Raw genomic sequence first — 15,922 nt, 5'->3', positions numbered from 1 at the left:
AGGTCGCCAGCGCTAGCTGCCCTCATCTATCTTCATTATAATACAAGTGGTTGACCCTGTGGCATAAAGCTTTCCATCCTCAACTCCACGAATTTCGCCTGTGGCGATACCGCTGGAACGGCCTGCGTGGCTGACGACCCCGCTGCTTTCGATTTCCGTGCCCAAGGGGATGCTGCGGACGATGTTGATCTTGTATTCCATGGTTGTGTAGATCGACCCCTTGGGCACCGTCGTCATCACGGCGCAGGCCATGGAACTGTCAAGAAGCGTGCCGTACCAGCCACCGTGAACGGTGCCCATCGGGTTCAACACATCGAAGCCAGGTGTCCCGCGAAAGGTGACGTGGCCCGGTTCAACAGTGTGGATGGCATAGCCCATCAGATGGGCAATCGGCGGGCCGGGCAGCGTGCCGTCACGAAAGGCCTGCATCGCCTCAAGCCCCGACATAGACAAAAGCGTTTCGCGACTGGCAAGGTCCTGGGGTGTTTGGGCTTTCAGCATGGGTGTCTCCGCCTTGGTTTCAGGCAGAGACTATGTGCCTTATGCGACGTTTTCCAGACGCACTTCCGGTGTGACACCCAGGGCGTGACAGACATCGCGCGTCAGCTCGGGACGATTGAGCGTGTAGAAATGCAGATGTTCCACACCGCCGTCCAACAGGTCGCTGCACAGTTCCGTGCAGATGGCCGTGGCCAGCAAATCTTGCCTGTCATCGCGTTCAGCCTTTTCAAAGGCTTCATCCAACCACTGCGGGATACTGGTGCCGCAGGACTGGGCAAATTTTCGCGCACCTTTCCAGTTTTCAATGGGCAGAATGCCCGGCAGGATTGGCGCGGTGATGCCCGCCTTGTCGCAGGCATCGCGGAATCGGAAGAATGTGTCGGCCTCAAAGAAAAACTGCGTGATGGCCGAATGGGCACCCGCGTCGACCTTGCGCTTCAGCCAATCGACATCGGCCTGGGTGCTGGCGGCCTCGGGGTGGGCTTCGGGATAGGCACCGACACGGATGTTGAATTTTCCGGTCTGGGCCAGGGCCTCGATCAGTTCACAGGAATTAGCAAAGCCTTCCGGATGTGCCGTAAACTGCCCGCTGCCCTTGGGCGGATCGCCCCGCAACGCCACCAGATCGGTGACACCGGATGCGGCATAACTTTCAGCGATTTCAAGGGTTTCAGCGCGTGTTGCATCAACACAGGTCAAGTGTGCCGCCACATTCAGGCCGCTGGTTTTGTGAATGGCATCCACCGCTTCATGCGTCAGTTTGCGGGTCGTGCCCCCGGCGCCGTAGGTCACCGATACAAACTCAGGCTGTAAGGGCGACAAGGTTTGCACGGTATCCCAAAGCCGGAATGAGGCCTCAAGCGATTTCGGCGGGAAGAATTCGAACGATATCTGCGGGCGCATCTGCTGGATCCAGTCGTTTTTGGTTTCGCTCTTGTCGCATCTGGGCAAAGATGAAACAACCTCATAATTCTCAAGATAACTATGAGTCGAACGCAGATATGCATATTGAGTTCCGTCACCTGCGCACAATAAAGGCCATTCATGACACGGGCGGTCTGGCCAAGGCGGCCGAACAGTTGAACATCACGCAGTCGGCGCTGAGCCATCAGGTGAAGGGGATTGAGGAACAGGCGGGCGTTGAGCTTTTCGTGCGCCGGTCAAAGCCGCTGAAACTGTCGGCGGCAGGCATGAAGCTGTTGGCCGCAGCCGAGCGGATCCTGCCCGAGATGGCCGCACTTGAGGCCGACTTTGCGGGGCTTCAGTCGGGCAAATCAGGACGGCTGCATATCGCGATTGAATGCCACGCCTGCTTTGAATGGCTGTTTCCGGTTTTGGAGGAATTCCGCAAGGCCTGGCCGGATGTCGACGTGGATATTCTGCCCGGTCTGGCCTTTGATGCCCTGCCCGCGCTGCAACGGGAAAAGGTCGATCTGGTTGTATCCTCGGACCCCGAGGATTTGCAGGGGGTGGATTTCACACCCCTTTTTGATTACTCGCCGGTTTTTGTCGCCTCCAGCCAGCACCCTCTGGCGCAGAAGAGCCATGTCGAGGCACGGGACTTTATCGGTCAGACATTGATCACTTATCCGGTAGATCGGGCGCGGCTGGATGTGTTCAGTCAGCTTCTGATGCCCGCGCGGATCGAACCGGCTGCGATCCGTCAGGTTGAATTGACGGCGGTGATTTTGTTGCTGGTGGCTTCGAACCGCGGCGTGGCGGTTCTGCCCGACTGGGTGGTGCGCGAGGTGAAGTATAATTCAGATTATGTGACCCGCCCACTGACTGCTGATGGTATCACCCGCCGGCTGTACGCAGCAACACGAACGGATGAGACGACGAAGCCCTTCATGGCGCATCTGATCCGACTGGCACGTACTGAGGCGGTGAAACTGCAGCGGGCGTGATCTTTTTGCACAGTTTCCTTAACGCTAAGATGAATACTTCGGCACTATCCGTCTCTACACTGAAAAATCAAACATAAGCTAGTTCGCATTTCCATAGATACGATTTGCAATTCAGGAATTTTGAAAATAACAAAATACCAAGTTTTTATACAAACATCTAAATCGAAAATAAATCATGGGATTAGCCAAATGAAATATTCAACTTTATGTCTTGGCACACGCCGCGATGCAGTAACATGGGAAGAGGGTTGCCAAAAACTTGGCATGACATGCAGTGTATCGATACGTCTTCCCAAACCGTCCATGAAAGCGATGAAGTCTTTTTTCACATCCCAAGGCAATTGGCTTTATTTCGGTGGTCACTTTTCAGATTATCAGTTTGCCAATGGAAGCCCGTGGCATGAAGACGTATTATACAATCATGCCATGTATAAGAGGTCCCTTTATAACGATGCCGGTGTTTATTTTACCAGTGATGATAAAACCAAAATCGTTGTAGGGCTAGATAGCTATAATTTTCGCAAATACTCTAAAGACTTCAACCTTTACACAACTGCCAAGGTTATACTTTGGGGTGGATGCAACACACTCGTGGATGAGAGTCGCGCTAGAAAGCTGATGAGTCTTTTTAATGGTACAAAGATTGCGGACTTAGCCCCTAAAAGAAGCATTGGGAAATTTATTATCCAGCCTCCTACGGTACGAACAAACAGTACAGAGAAGCCACAATTTGCACTTGAAGAACCGCCTATTATTCCTGCCACCTCTTCGGCAATTTACTCAACTGCAATGATCGGTTTTCGCAGAATGACAGACCTAGGGATCGTCGACAACGTTTTAAAGGGTGATAAGGGTTTTTTCGCAAAAGTGGATAACGCACGTATGCCGCATAATGAAATCGTAGAGGCGTGGTTGACAGCTGCTTTGGATGTTTATCCCAATAATAGTGACATGCTATCGAGATTTGCAGCTGTTGATGCGACAGGCCAGCAGTGGGTGATTGAAAATAAAAAGATTAAGAAGGGCTTCAGCGTTTAATGGTCTGCATCCAGCCATTGTCTATCCACTGAGACGCGGAAAACGTCTGGCTAAGATCAATTAATGACCTGGCCAGGCGATAGACCTATACCTTTAACCGCTCTGGCAGCCCATTCGCCCATGCGCTGATCGTGCCGGCACCCAGGCAGACGACGATGTCACCCGGGCGGGCCTGTTCGCGGACAAGGCGTTCCAGATCGTCTTCGCTGACGATGGCGCGGGCGTGGCGGTGGCCGTGGCGGATCAGGCCCGAGACAAGGTCATCGCGGCTGGCGCCTTCGATGGGGTCTTCACCGGCGGCAAAGACCTCGGCAATGGCCACGACATCGGCGTCGTTGAAACAGGCGCAGAAATCTTCGAACAGCGATGACAACCGGCTGTAGCGATGCGGTTGGTGCACCGCAATCACGCGGCCTTCGCTGGCCTGACGGGCCGCTTTCAGGACGGCGGCGATCTCAACCGGGTGGTGGCCATAGTCGTCGATGATCGTCACACCGTCGACCTCGCCCACCTTGGTAAAGCGGCGATTGACGCCTTTGAAATGGGCCAGCGCTTCGCGGATCTCAGAAGTTTTCATGCCCAGATGCCGCGCCACGGCGACAGCGGCCAGGGCATTGGACACATTATGGTCACCGGGCATCGGCAGGCTGCAGCCCTCGATCACCTTATCTTCGCCCTGCAGTGCAATGTCGAAATGGGCCACACCGGCCTTATAGGTCAGGTTCACAGCCCGGACATCGGCCTGCGCGTTAAATCCAAAGGTCACGACACGGCGGTCAGTGATCTTGCCGACCAGCGACTGGACCTCAGGGTGATCGGTGCAGCAGATCGCCAGCCCGTAAAACGGAATGTTTGAGACAAAATCCAGAAACCCCTGACGCAGCGTGTCGAAATCGCCCCAGTGTTCCATATGTTCAGGGTCGATATTGGTGACAATCGCAATCGTCGCGGGCAGGCGGTTGAAGGTACCGTCGCTTTCGTCGGCCTCAACCACCATCCATTCGCCCTGCCCCATCCGCGCGTTCGAGCCATAGGCGTGGATGATGCCGCCGTTGATCACCGTAGGATCGATCCCGCCGTGATCCAGCAGGGTTGCGACCATTGTTGTGGTCGTCGTTTTGCCGTGGGTGCCGGCGACGGCGATGTTCGATTTCAGGCGCATCAGTTCGGCCAGCATCTCGGCCCGGCGGACGACAGGCAGGCCCTTCAGGCGTGCTTCATCCAGTTCGGCGTTGCCCGACTTGATCGCGCTTGAGATCACGACAACCTCAGCGCCGTCCAGATTTTCCGCCCGTTGGCCTTCGAAAACCCTCGCCCCAAGGGCCGTCAGCCGTTCGGTGATCTTCGTAGCTTTTAGGTCAGAACCCTGAACGCGGTAGCCGTGGTTCAACAGCACCTCGGCGATGCCCGACATGCCGATGCCGCCGATGCCCACAAAGTGGATCGGCCCCATCTCGGTTGGAAGTTTCGTCGCCGCGTTCATCAGTGCCCCGCCGTCCATCATTTTTCGTATCCTGTCTTTTGTGCCAGTTCTTCGACAATGTCCACAAGGGCACCCGTTGCGTCAGGTTTCGAGACCGAAACAGCCCCGTGCGCCATGGCAACAGCGGCCTTGCCCTGGGTCAGGATGGCTGTGATATTTTCGGCCAGTGTTTCAACCGTCAGCTTGCTTTCCGGGATCAGAACCGCCGCTTGCGCATCGACCAATGCGCGGGCGTTTGCGGTTTGTTCGTCACGGATGGCTGAGGCCAGTGGTATGAGGATCGAAGGCCGCCCGATCACGCTGATATCGGCAACAGATGACGCGCCTGCGCGGCTGATCACAAGTTGCGCGTCCGCCATGCGGCTTGGCACATCGGTGAAAAAGGGCTGAACGTCGGCGCTGATGCCCTGATTTGCATAGAATTGCGTGACGCGTTCGCCGTCTTCGTCCCGCGCCTGATGCGAGACACGCAGGTTGCCCAGGATATCGCCCGGCAGACTGGCAATCGCCTCGGGCACGATATCAGACAGGATCCGCGCGCCCTGCGATCCACCAATGACCAGCAGGCTGATCGGGTAGTCACCGGGCGGAATATAAGGCGCTTCGGCCCGATCCAGCACAGCACCGCGAACAGGATTGCCGGTGTGAAAGGCCCGCACACCCGCTGGCATTTTCGTGGGCCAGGTGCCGCAGGCCACCGCATCGACGCGCTTGGCAAACAATTGGTTGACGCGGCCCAGAACACCGTTTTGTTCATGGATCATCCGGGGGCGCCGCAGAAGCAAGGCCGCCGATAGCGCAGGGATGCTGGGGTAACCGCCAAAGCCGACCACCACGGTCGGGCGATCCGTCATCATTTGCACTGTGGCGCTGATCACACCACCGAAAATTCGAAAAGGCACCAGCAGTTTCGCGAAAATGCCGCCGCGGGCAAAGGTAGCGCTGGAAATCTGTTCGATCTCAACCGCGTCAGGAAAGCCGCCGATATAGCGCGCGCCGCGGGCATCGGTCGACAATTTCACCCGCCAGCCCCGCGCCAGCATCTGTTCGGCCAGGGCCTGCGCCGGGAACATATGACCGCCCGTTCCACCTGCGGCCATCACCAGAAGTGGCTTGTTATTCATGATATCCCCCTACCGCGTTCGTCTAAGAAGGATATCACCGATTTCGCCCTGCGGTCGCGTGCGTGTGAACGCCAGCAGCATACCGACCGCAATTCCGCCTGCAATCAGCGATGATCCGCCATAGCTGACAAAGGGCAGCGTCATGCCCTTGGCCGGCAGCATTCGGACTGCGACGCCCATATTGATCATCGCCTGAACGCCGAACATGCAGACCAGCCCGGTGCCCGCCAGGCGGATAAAGGGATCACGTTCGCGCATCAGCCGAACCAGAGACCGCACGACAACCGTGGCATAAAGTGCAATAATGCAAAGAACCATGATCAGCCCGTATTCTTCGGCCGCGACGGCGACGATGAAATCGGTATGCGCATCGGGCAGCGATTGTTTCACCTGACCTTCACCCACGCCGACGCCCAGAAAGCCACCTTCGCGGATTGCGTTGGTGGCGTAGCCAAGCTGGGTGTTCGGGTCGACATCGGGCGCCAGAAAACCATCGATCCGCCGCGCAAAGTGGTCCGAGTTGTTATAGGCGATTGTTCCTGCAAACAGAACCAGCAGGGCCATACCAACCAGAAGCAGCATCGGCGCACCTGCAACAAACCACATGATACCCCAGGCAAAAAGCACCAGTGCGGCCTGGCCAAAATCGGGCTGCATCGCCAGAAAGGCGACGATGATAACGGCCATGACAAAGGACATCATCTTGCCCGGCGGGCCGTTGATTTCCTGACTGGCCGCAATCATCCAGGCGGCGACGACTACAAAGCCGGGTTTCAGAAATTCCGACGGTTGCAGTGCCGCAAAGCCTAGCGAATACCATCGCACAGCGCCTTTGCCGAAATCCGTGCCGAAGACCGGCAGCAGCATCACCGCGATCAGCGCCACGATGAACCCCAGCACGGCCAGTCGCCGCACAAGGCTGGGTGTCATCATCGAGGTAAAGAACATCGCGGCCAGCGCCAGCCCGCCGAAAAACGCCTGACGTTCGACATAGTGAAAGGGTGCAAATCCGTTTTTCGCCGCCAGCGGAGGCGACGCCGCCAGACCCAGCAACATGCCGATGCCAAACAGGATCAGAATACAGGACATCGACAACTTATCGATTGTCCTCCACCAGCGTGGAAGAATAGGATCCCCTGCCCGCGCGGGAACCGCGCCATAGACCATTTCCGTCATGGATTACCGCTCAACTGCCTCATATATCGCCTCTTTTCGAGGTCTGATTGGGACATTACCCGCAAATCTTCTGCGATTCCAGAGAAATAGCGCAGCACTTGCCAAAACCGCCATTTCACGCCAATCGGGGGCTATGGACTGGGATACGGTGATCATTGGCGCAGGGGCCGCGGGCATGATGTGTGCCGCGCATTCGGGCGGTCGGACGCTGGTCATTGATCACGCCAAGGCGGCCGGTCAAAAGATACGTATTTCAGGTGGCGGACGGTGCAACTTTACCAATCTTTATGCCGCGCCTGAGAATTTTCAGTCTGAAAACCCGCATTTCTGCAAATCTGCTCTCAGCCGCTACACCCAGTGGGATTTTATCGATCAGGTCGCGCGGTATGGCATTCCGTATCACGAAAAGACGTTGGGGCAGCTGTTTTGCGACACCTCGGCCAAGGACATCATCCGGATGCTGCTGGATGAGATGACGCAGGCCAGGGCCGAACTTTGGCTGCAGACCAGCGTTCAGGACATTCACCAGCGGGATGGTGGTTTCGACCTTGTGGTTGAACGCGGTGGGCAGCAGACACTTACATGCCGCAATCTGGTCATTGCCTGCGGCGGCAAATCGATTCCCAAGATGGGGGCGACCGGCTTCGGCTATCAGATTGCGCGGCAATTTGGTTTGCCCGTGACCGATACCCGCCCTGCCCTTGTGCCGCTGACCTTTGGGCAGGATATCATGGCCGATCTGAAGCCGCTGGCGGGCCTTTCGGTACCTGCGCGCGTGTCCTGTAACGGAACCAGTTTTGATGAAGGGCTGCTGTTTACCCACCGCGGGCTATCCGGGCCGTCAATCCTGCAGATCAGTTCCTATTGGCGCGAAACCAATGCGGTTTCTGTTCATCTGGAGCCGGACCAGGATATTTTAAGCGCCCTGAAAACCCGCCGCAGCACGGCCGGGCGCCGCAATCTGTCGACGGCGCTGGCCGATATTCTGCCGGCCCGACTGGCCCAGCACATGGTCGATCTGTCGATGCTGAACGGCAATCTGGCGGATCAGTCGGATCGTGCCTTGGCGGCGCTGGCCGATCTGCTGACACATTGGGAACTGACCCCAACCGGATCCGAGGGCTATCGCACCGCCGAGGTCACATTGGGCGGTGTCGGCACCGATGCGCTATCGTCGCAAACGATGCAGGCGAAAGAGGTGCCCGGCCTTTACTTCATTGGCGAGGTCGTTGACGTCACCGGCTGGCTTGGGGGATACAACTTTCAATGGGCCTGGTCGTCGGGTTGGGCCGCGGGGCAGGCCATTGCAGAAAGCCTTTGAACCATGGGTATTGATATGCTGAAATTTATTGTTCTAAGCGATCTGCATCTGCTGCAAGAGGGCCAGACCTATGCAGGCCTTGATCCGGCCGACCGTCTGCGTCGCGCGATTGATCAGATCAATGATCGGCATTCAGATGCAGATTTTTGCGTTCTGGCCGGTGATCTGGTCGATCTGGGTGACCGCCCATCCTATGAGCGTCTTGAGGACCTGCTGGCCGATCTGACCGTCCCTGTCCATATGACTTTGGGCAATCATGACAACCGGGATACCTTTCTGCAGGTCTTTGGCGACGATCTTGCCGCGCCAACGGGCTTTGTCGATAAGGTGATAGATGCTGGCGGCTATCGCATTTTGCTGATCGACAGCCTGCTGGATGGCGAAGTGACCGGGCGGATCGAACCACAGCAGTTGGACTGGATCAGGGACCGGCTGGCTGAGGCCGCGGATCGCCCCGTCATTGTCGTGACCCATCACCATATCAACCGGCTGCATAACTTCATGGACCGTTACCTGCTGCAAAACAGCGATGCCTTGCTGGATGTTTTAACCACCCATGCGCAAGTTCACCACATCATCACAGGGCACGTGCATTCGACAACGACCTCTATTCGGCGCGGTATTCCCTGTTCGTCACTGGCGGGAAGTCACTATAATATCAAACTGCACCGTGATCCGACAAAACTTGAACGGCGCGAGGGCCCTGCGCAGATGGCGGTCGTTCTGGCCGATGCGGATCAGGTCGTTATCCACTTTGATGACTATATCGACCGCCACGTCGTTTTGCCCTAAAAGCCTGCCGCGGACCTTACCCAAACGTCACGTTAATGCATTAAGGGTGTCACATACTGGCCTGTGGCCCTGATGGATCATTAACAAGCACGCTTTAAATTCTTTCAGAACAACCTTAATGTAACAGATTAATGTAACTTTTGTGATTTTCGCGAGCTTGAGATAATGCTGATCGATCTGGACAACGCCCCCCCCATTTCCCAAGGGGGTAAGCGGGAGATTTATAATCACCCGAATGATCCGACTCAGATCATCAAGGTCATCCTGCCACGCCGCCAGCAAAAGGAACGCGATCGCAGTTTCTGGGAACGCATCTATAAACCGCCCTACACCTGGGAATACATGCGTGAGATTTCGACGATCTATCGCGCGGCCAGAATGGCGCCTGTCAACCTGGCCCGGCTGCCGCTGGTTCAGACAGCCGGATTGGTGCGCACAACCAAGGGACTGGGACTGTCCGTCGAAAAAATCACGGCGGATGACGGGTCACTTGCACCGCAACTGAGCCAACTGCAAAGCAAGGGTCTGTTCACCGATCATCACCTTGAGCGACTGAATGATTTTGTCAGACTGATTTTTCAGCTGCGCATCGTTGCGGGCGATCTGCACCCGAATAATATCGTGTGGGATCACAAAACCGACAGTTTCGTCGCCATAGACGGATTTGGCGAACGCACGGTGGTCCCGGTTCACGTCTGGAGCAAGACGATAAACAATCACAAGCTGAACAAAACCTTTCAAAGAAAACTTAGCATGAATATCGGCCTGACATGGGATCCCCGGACGCGTCAATTGTCCATGTGACCGCCGCACGATCAGATTTTCGCGGGTATTGCAATTTTCCACTTGCAGTGCACGCGCATTGTTTATATCTGACAGCTCACCCACGGACGCGGGCGTAGCTCAGGGGTAGAGCATTACCTTGCCAAGGTAAGGGTCGTGAGTTCGAATCTCATCGCCCGCTCCATTTTCAAAAATATTATTTTTGCAATTCAACAGGTTATTACTGAACCTGTCCCACGCAAAAATAGTACGTGGGACACTTACCACTCCATCGATTCTAATGTTCGCATCGCATCGGCTGCCATTTTCCAGCGTTCGACTCCTTTTGTGTAGACCTCGGATGTCTGCGCCTGGGTGTGTCCGTGGATCGACATGATCTGATATTGCGAACATCCAGCCTGGGCCAAAAGGTGCCCGGCCGCTTTACGGATGCCGTGGCTAGAACGACCCTCCAAACCTGCATCCCGGCACCATCGCCGAAAGAGTTGCCCGAGTGAATCCGGCGTTTTGAAGGGCCTGCCATGCTCGGTCAAAAGGTAAGTTGGTCCCTGAACTGTTGCGGCCCGTGTCGCTTTGTAAAGCGGTGGCAACATCGGGATTTCCACATAGGCCGACCCCTTCTTACTGGGCTGCCATCCCAAACCGCGAATACCGTTGCGTTCAAATTCATTGGTACGGCCTAACCGAACCGCGTCACTGATCCGACAGGCTGTGAACATGAACAGTGTCAGACACAGATGTGGCGTTGTTCCTTCACAGTGGTGCTCGCGGTACTTTTTAAGATCATCAACGGTCCAAGGCTTCGCCCCGCCCTTTCCTCTGTCGATCTTGGCCACGCCAATGGCGGGATTGATATCGCAGATGCCGCGCTCGCAGGCCCATCGGTACATTGAACGAATAGACTCAACTAAGCTATCGGCACCTGCGGGCGTTTCGGCGTATGCATCGCGGATAGCCACAACTTCGGTTTGCGGCATCACCATCGCATAGTCGCCATAATGTTTTTCAAGCCGCTTGAGATACATCGTTTTCTTTTTCAGCGTCAGCGACGATGCGAGTCCGGCTAATGTCTGTCTTTCCAGATCAGCCAGGTATTTGCGGCACAACCAGGCAATGGACCCTCGGATGGTGTTGTCGACTGGTTCGGCGTCTAGCTTGATCTCTACGCCTGCGCGGCCAGCGCGATAGTGTTCTGCAAAGTCTTTATGATCTGGACCGATGTGCAAACGGATCCGTTTGCCGGGTTTACCCTCGACCCGGACGCGATACCTATAATTGCCAGATGGCAGTCGTTCTTTCAACAAGCCGGGATAATTGACCTTCACATCCGTCACCTGGGCCATTCCTTTGGCTTGGGACTATCGTCAGCATCCAGTGTGCCGTCAACATCGCTAAAGATCCACTCCACGCGTTTTGGCGTCATTATGCATCGTTGTACGCGCAAGCCTTGATCCTGTGCGACCTTCACGACGCGCTTCATATCGGCTTCCGTGACAGATGCGGTCTTAGCCATCACCCATCCTGCACACGGCGAAACGGGCTATTCATTTGAGGCTGAAAAATCGTGGATATGGGCGTGCGCCATGTGCTGATACCGTGAGTGGAGGCAGTGACGCACGCCCTGTCGGAAGCGAACCGAAGCAGTTTTAGTGATGGAATAAGGAAAGAGCCAGAGGGGCTGGGACGTGGGTGGGGGCGTGCCCCTCTGGCAGGTGCCCGATCCCAGGCAGTGTTTTGGGATGGACGTGGGATCAGGGGGAAAAGTGACGTCATGCGGCCTGGCCTTCGTCGAGACCGTCCAAGACATTGCGCGCAGCACGCATCCAGTTGCGTGGCAGCGCTTCGATATCGCTGGCCATCGCCGCGACACCGAACAGTTGGATTTCATAGATGACCGGCGAGTAGAGCGTCGGGGGCTCTGGGATGGTCCAGAGGCCGTAGGTGACACAGAGCGCCTTGAGGCACTGCAACCGCTCTAACGGGTCAGTCCGCGCCATTAGATCCAGAGCGGCTTCCAAATGACGGAGATCGCGCGCCGCTGTCATTTAATCACCAAGCGCTGCGCCTTAACCGCCAGCAACGCAGCCCGCCGTGTCGGATGCGGCCCAGTCCAGATGCGCGACGGCAGATCAGCTCGAGCATAGTACCCACGTGCTTGCGCGCCACCGGTCATGAAAAAGGTCCGCAATCCAGTCGATCGAGAATGGCGGATGATACCCAAACCGTCGTCGGTGATCTCATCTGGCCTGGCTTTGGCGGGTGTCTCGCGAGATGACTTCAGAGCCGTGACATGGCGCGGTGCGACCTGTGGCGGCGGGAACGGCAGGGACATGGCTGATCTCCTTTTGTTGGATAACCCATAATCCATTTATTTTGGACTTGTAAAGGTGTTTGTCCAAATATATTGGACTCATTGTCAGATGTTATTTAACCATAAGATGATTAAGTAACTCATCACTCGACCATTAGGAGGAGACATGAGAACTATCATCTTGCTGAGTGTTCTCCTGCGTCGGTGTGGTTTAAACGTCAATTGGTTGCTGGACGCACGAGAAGCTAAAAGGAGGAAAGAGCCTCTATCAATTTATCCTGAACGTCAGAAGGCAATTGAGAAAAATCGCCGTGAAGAACATAATTAAAATCTATGCGATATTCTCGATAAAGAGCTCTCATCACAGCTATAGAGGGCGAAGAGTCACCATTTTCCTGGGCGCTGTATGTGGTTTTCTTGAGTTCAACTGATTTGGCAAAATCTTGTTGACTCAGGCCAGTGGCCATTCTTCCCGCTCTGAGGCGGCGGGCGATGGCTTCTCGGCTACTATCTCCAAGCCGAAAAAGCTTTTCTTTCTCGTCGAATCTCATGAGAGGTTTGTATATCAAATCCACTTTTTTTGAATTCTCTTTTTACTGATCATTGACAGTCCATAAATAATGGATTTATTTCATCGTATGGTTTGCATTCGTGAATATGCTGAACAGCTTGGTGGTAATCATACCATCGCCGTTGCACTGGGCGTTGGATACACAACCGTTCATTCGCATATCAGCGCCGGCCGTTTTCCAGCGAGTTGGTATAAAGCGCTTTATGACTTGTCCGAGCATCGTGCCGTCGATGAACCTCCTTTGCATTTGTTCTCGTTCAAGCAACTGACGCCGGTTGATCAAAAAGAGGACGCCGCATGAAACATGCGACGCCCTCCACCCTTTCCGATGCTGCTCGCGTTGCATGTAAGCAGCCTAGGATTGGATCATTGGAAAAGTCTTATCGAAAATCATCATTGAGTGAAGAAAACGAGCGGGAGTGGTTTGCCCGGGTTTTGTGGCAAGCCTTTCCCGAAGCGCAGTCGGAGAACCATCTCTCTGAACTGGTGGCCGAGGTTCTGACCACGGACAAACGACCCATTCATCCGAAGACCGTGCGCAACTGGTTGCGCTGCCAGAATGCGCCGCATTTCCGCTATGTGCTGCGGATCCTGGCACTGGCGGGAGCCGAGCGGGTCTTTGAGATCATTGATCCGGAGGTCTCATGACCTGGCTCTGGCGGATCTTTGGCCGGTTCTATCGCCGGCTGGCCCATCGCTACCGGCGGCGGGCGGATGGGTTCGAGGCCAAATCGGAAAAGTTTTTCCGCAGGGTCAAGGGGCGTGGCGAATAATGACTTTGTCAATCCAGAGAATGAATCTGCCTCATTTTGCGCAACAGCGCATTATATTCTCCAGTCCCCAATCGACGCAGAAAGTCACCAAGAGTGAGTGTTGGGTCTTCAGTGCAGGATATATCCATCGCTGTGGCAGTATATGTAAATTCGCCCCAAACGCTTTGATCTTTTTCAGCTATTGTTGCAGTTGCACCCACGATATAATGGAAAATAACCATCCCCAAATCATCGCGTACGTTCATCTGATCATAGGCAGCTTTGCATTTGATACTCATAAGTTCATCAACGAAACTGTCTGCAGAAATGTTTGCAGGCATCACTATAAACCCCAAAACCAAACCAAAGCAGTATCTTTTCATCGATTTGCCTTTCTCGTTTCGGCGGTATGCTTTGCATTGAGACCCTATACGACACCCTTGCGAGTACAAGTCGCTCTTACTACCTCTTTATATGCTCATCGCTGTGGGCGGCGTGAAACAATCCCTGGTCGCCCTAGCGGGTCCAAGTGGCGGACCATCTGGCCTCGTCTGTGCTCCCAAGTTCTCGGACGAGGCCACTTTCTTAATCATATTAGTATGTGGCGCTATGCGATCCGTATCGTTTCCAGAGCACCATCATGACGCAGCGCCTCTACACCGATCTGGACGTCCGCGGGGTGATCTATGCTGATGCCCATGCGGTGGCCGCGGCCTTTGGGATCACCGCCAGCACGGTTAGGGATCATGCGCGCGCCGGTACGCTCGATCGCTGTGGCCTGGGCAATGAGGGCAAAACGGGACAATTTCAACCCAAGCCCTTTGTGATTGGGCCTTTGTGCTTTGCCTCACTGGCCGAGGCCTCGCGCGCACTTGGGTTCGGTCGGAATTACATCAACAGGGCAAACAAGACTAATTCTCTGGCCATGCAGGAACGCATCCTGGGCGCGGCTATGCGCTATGCGCGCCATCTGGAGCGCTTTGGCGCGTCCTCGCTCAGCGCCCCGCAGAGCACCGCAAAGGGGCGTTCGGCACCATGACCCTTCCGGCATCCCCTTGCGCGAATGCCGTGGCACGGCATTTTGAACCGGAGAAATTCCAGGTCTACGCGCAGTCCGAACTCCTGGCCGCGCCGCTCTGGACGCAAGGCATCTGCTTTCTGCCCGAGTGTGGGCAGCACTTCGTTCCCCGTCGCCCCTGGCAAATCTATTGCTCGACCGCTTGTGAGCGGGCTGGCACGGCCGAGCTGCGCAAATGGGGCCACCGCCTGGCGCTCTCAGCGCTGATCTGGCGGATGGGCAAATATGAGCAGGATGATGATGCGGTCCGCGATCTGACCCGTGCCGCCCGGCGGCATGTCACCCATGTGCAATCAGCCTGGCTGGCCGATCGCCAGGCACGGGCGGCTGCGCTGCAACGGGCCCCCGCGCCATGACCGGACCGCGCCCGCATATCCAGCTGATCGATGGTAGCGATCTACCCGCATACCCGATCTCGGCCACCGCGCGGTTGGACAGCCATTACTTTTTGCAGTGGAACCTCAAACGCTGGCGGGCGAGTGAGTTCCGTCGCAATGTGGATGCGGATGTCGGCTGGTACGGCTTTAATCTCTTCTGCATTGCGCAGGATGAGACCCCGATCGGTACGCTACCCTGCAATGATCAAAGCCTGGCCTTTGCGTTGAACCTGCCGCTCGAGCGCTGGCTAGGCCTGCTGAAACGGGATGTCTCGCCCCTCCATAACTGGCATAAGGTGCTCTGCGATACCGGTGAGGTTCGCTTCGCACACCCGGTGGTCACCGAGGTCGCTCTTGAGGCATTGAACGGCAAGCGTCGGAATGACGCCAAAAACGCCGATGACCGCATGCGCAAGCGTCTTGGCACGATTGCCGGGCATCTGACCAAGAGTATCCCTGGCGGCCAGCACATCGCCGGGAACGACGAAAAGATCAATGCCATCAGCGACTGGATCGATGTGACCTATCCGGGCGGCAGCGCCACCTTGAAGCGGATCAAGGAGGCCTTGAATGCACTCTCAACGGCCTCGTGAAATCTTCCCAAATTCTTCCGCCGGAAGTTTTAAAAATTTTCCGGAAGTTTTTTGCGGTTTTTATTTGGTCCAAAAACCGAGCGGCTGAAAGGAAAAGAGAAGAAATGAAAGGAAA

Annotated in this window: 22 protein-coding genes and 1 tRNA gene; 12 read left to right on the top strand and 11 right to left on the bottom strand. The window is 55.7% G+C overall.

Annotated elements, in window-relative coordinates; all coding sequences use genetic code 11:
- Window positions 1–12 precede the first annotated feature (12 nt).
- Together H7848_RS05405 and metF are read right to left on the bottom strand one after the other, a co-directional pair.
- Window positions 13–501, bottom strand: coding sequence for a PaaI family thioesterase (locus H7848_RS05405; RefSeq protein ID WP_208348771.1), 489 nt, complete (start codon window positions 499–501; stop codon window positions 13–15).
- Window positions 502–540: 39 nt separating this feature from the next.
- A complete protein-coding gene (gene metF / locus H7848_RS05400; RefSeq protein WP_208348768.1) occupies window positions 541–1,404 on the bottom strand; it encodes a methylenetetrahydrofolate reductase [NAD(P)H] in 864 nt (287 codons plus the stop codon).
- 98 nt (window positions 1,405–1,502) lie between these two features.
- On the opposite strand from metF, the gene H7848_RS05395 reads away from it, so the two are divergent.
- Window positions 1,503–2,408, top strand: a complete 906-nt coding sequence (locus H7848_RS05395; protein ID WP_208348765.1) for a LysR family transcriptional regulator — start codon at window positions 1,503–1,505, stop codon at window positions 2,406–2,408.
- A 189-nt stretch (window positions 2,409–2,597) separates the two neighbouring features.
- Window positions 2,598–3,446 (top strand): hypothetical protein, encoded by an 849-nt coding sequence (locus tag H7848_RS05390; protein ID WP_208348762.1) that lies wholly within the window; start codon window positions 2,598–2,600, stop codon window positions 3,444–3,446.
- A gap of 85 nt (window positions 3,447–3,531) precedes the next feature.
- Here the strand turns inward: H7848_RS05390 and murC are convergent, their stop codons facing one another.
- The 3 genes from murC to ftsW are packed head-to-tail and all read right to left on the bottom strand — an operon-like array spanning window position 3,532 to window position 7,229.
- On the bottom strand, window positions 3,532–4,929 hold the full coding sequence (gene murC / locus H7848_RS05385) for a UDP-N-acetylmuramate--L-alanine ligase (RefSeq protein WP_208349004.1): 1,398 nt from the start codon (window positions 4,927–4,929) through the stop codon (window positions 3,532–3,534).
- Between the two features lie 17 nt (window positions 4,930–4,946).
- Window positions 4,947–6,053 carry a UDP-N-acetylglucosamine--N-acetylmuramyl-(pentapeptide) pyrophosphoryl-undecaprenol N-acetylglucosamine transferase gene (locus H7848_RS05380; RefSeq protein WP_208348759.1) on the bottom strand — a complete coding sequence of 369 codons (1,107 nt, stop codon included), beginning with the start codon at window positions 6,051–6,053 and terminating at the stop codon, window positions 4,947–4,949.
- Window positions 6,054–6,062: 9 nt separating this feature from the next.
- Complete coding sequence (gene ftsW, locus H7848_RS05375) at window positions 6,063–7,229, bottom strand: putative lipid II flippase FtsW (RefSeq protein WP_208348758.1); 1,167 nt, start codon at window positions 7,227–7,229, stop codon at window positions 6,063–6,065.
- Between the two features lie 133 nt (window positions 7,230–7,362).
- Between ftsW and H7848_RS05370 the strand changes: the two genes are divergently transcribed.
- From H7848_RS05370 to H7848_RS05355, 4 genes are all read left to right on the top strand, one after another.
- On the top strand, window positions 7,363–8,550 hold the full coding sequence (locus H7848_RS05370; RefSeq protein WP_208348757.1) for a BaiN/RdsA family NAD(P)/FAD-dependent oxidoreductase: 1,188 nt from the start codon (window positions 7,363–7,365) through the stop codon (window positions 8,548–8,550).
- A 15-nt stretch (window positions 8,551–8,565) separates the two neighbouring features.
- Window positions 8,566–9,342, top strand: a complete 777-nt coding sequence (locus H7848_RS05365; RefSeq protein ID WP_208348756.1) for a phosphodiesterase — start codon at window positions 8,566–8,568, stop codon at window positions 9,340–9,342.
- Between the two features lie 165 nt (window positions 9,343–9,507).
- The gene (locus H7848_RS05360) at window positions 9,508–10,146 is read left to right on the top strand and encodes a YrbL family protein (protein ID WP_208348753.1); all 639 of its coding nucleotides are present in this window, start codon (window positions 9,508–9,510) and stop codon (window positions 10,144–10,146) included.
- A gap of 88 nt (window positions 10,147–10,234) precedes the next feature.
- Window positions 10,235–10,309, top strand: a tRNA-Gly gene (locus tag H7848_RS05355).
- A gap of 76 nt (window positions 10,310–10,385) precedes the next feature.
- Here the strand turns inward: H7848_RS05355 and H7848_RS05350 are convergent.
- From H7848_RS05350 to H7848_RS05330, 5 genes are all read right to left on the bottom strand, one after another.
- Window positions 10,386–11,468, bottom strand: coding sequence for a site-specific integrase (locus tag H7848_RS05350; protein ID WP_208348750.1), 1,083 nt, complete (start codon window positions 11,466–11,468; stop codon window positions 10,386–10,388).
- A complete protein-coding gene (locus tag H7848_RS05345) occupies window positions 11,456–11,638 on the bottom strand; it encodes a hypothetical protein (RefSeq protein WP_208348747.1) in 183 nt (60 codons plus the stop codon). Before H7848_RS05345 ends, H7848_RS05350 begins: the two co-directional genes overlap by 13 nt.
- 256 nt (window positions 11,639–11,894) lie before the next feature.
- Window positions 11,895–12,170: a hypothetical protein gene (locus H7848_RS05340; RefSeq protein ID WP_208348744.1), complete on the bottom strand. Its 276-nt coding sequence runs from the start codon at window positions 12,168–12,170 to the stop codon at window positions 11,895–11,897.
- Window positions 12,167–12,457 (bottom strand): hypothetical protein, encoded by a 291-nt coding sequence (locus H7848_RS05335; RefSeq protein ID WP_208348741.1) that lies wholly within the window; start codon window positions 12,455–12,457, stop codon window positions 12,167–12,169. Before H7848_RS05335 ends, H7848_RS05340 begins: the two co-directional genes overlap by 4 nt.
- A gap of 224 nt (window positions 12,458–12,681) precedes the next feature.
- Window positions 12,682–12,987, bottom strand: coding sequence for a helix-turn-helix domain-containing protein (locus tag H7848_RS05330; protein WP_208348739.1), 306 nt, complete (start codon window positions 12,985–12,987; stop codon window positions 12,682–12,684).
- A gap of 69 nt (window positions 12,988–13,056) precedes the next feature.
- Between H7848_RS05330 and H7848_RS05325 the strand changes: the two genes are divergently transcribed.
- Genes H7848_RS05325 through H7848_RS20150 form a run of 3 tightly spaced genes read left to right on the top strand, consistent with a single transcriptional unit; the run spans window position 13,057 to window position 13,780 of the window.
- Window positions 13,057–13,308 carry a hypothetical protein gene (locus tag H7848_RS05325; RefSeq protein ID WP_208348737.1) on the top strand — a complete coding sequence of 84 codons (252 nt, stop codon included), beginning with the start codon at window positions 13,057–13,059 and terminating at the stop codon, window positions 13,306–13,308.
- Entirely contained in the window at window positions 13,305–13,655 is a 351-nt protein-coding gene (locus H7848_RS05320) for a hypothetical protein (protein WP_237072596.1), read from the top strand. The genes H7848_RS05325 and H7848_RS05320 overlap by 4 nt, the downstream gene beginning before the upstream one ends.
- Complete coding sequence (locus H7848_RS20150; protein ID WP_272874381.1) at window positions 13,652–13,780, top strand: hypothetical protein; 129 nt, start codon at window positions 13,652–13,654, stop codon at window positions 13,778–13,780. The genes H7848_RS05320 and H7848_RS20150 overlap by 4 nt, the downstream gene beginning before the upstream one ends.
- A gap of 8 nt (window positions 13,781–13,788) precedes the next feature.
- Here H7848_RS20150 and H7848_RS05315 read toward each other — a convergent pair whose 3' ends face one another.
- Window positions 13,789–14,142 carry a hypothetical protein gene (locus H7848_RS05315; protein ID WP_208348735.1) on the bottom strand — a complete coding sequence of 118 codons (354 nt, stop codon included), beginning with the start codon at window positions 14,140–14,142 and terminating at the stop codon, window positions 13,789–13,791.
- A gap of 257 nt (window positions 14,143–14,399) precedes the next feature.
- On the opposite strand from H7848_RS05315, the gene H7848_RS05310 reads away from it, so the two are divergent.
- Genes H7848_RS05310 through H7848_RS05300 form a run of 3 tightly spaced genes read left to right on the top strand, consistent with a single transcriptional unit; the run spans window position 14,400 to window position 15,807 of the window.
- Window positions 14,400–14,798 (top strand): hypothetical protein, encoded by a 399-nt coding sequence (locus H7848_RS05310; protein WP_208348733.1) that lies wholly within the window; start codon window positions 14,400–14,402, stop codon window positions 14,796–14,798.
- Window positions 14,795–15,193 (top strand): hypothetical protein, encoded by a 399-nt coding sequence (locus H7848_RS05305; protein ID WP_208348731.1) that lies wholly within the window; start codon window positions 14,795–14,797, stop codon window positions 15,191–15,193. The genes H7848_RS05310 and H7848_RS05305 overlap by 4 nt, the downstream gene beginning before the upstream one ends.
- Window positions 15,190–15,807, top strand: coding sequence for a hypothetical protein (locus H7848_RS05300; RefSeq protein WP_208348729.1), 618 nt, complete (start codon window positions 15,190–15,192; stop codon window positions 15,805–15,807). Before H7848_RS05305 ends, H7848_RS05300 begins: the two co-directional genes overlap by 4 nt.
- Window positions 15,808–15,922: the final 115 nt, after the last annotated feature.

Source organism: Pseudaestuariivita rosea (genome assembly GCF_017592335.1).
Classification (GTDB): domain Bacteria; phylum Pseudomonadota; class Alphaproteobacteria; order Rhodobacterales; family Rhodobacteraceae; genus Parasulfitobacter; species Parasulfitobacter rosea.
The sequence above is the reverse complement of the archived record's forward strand: the minus strand, read 5'-3'. Positions and strand labels throughout refer to the sequence as shown.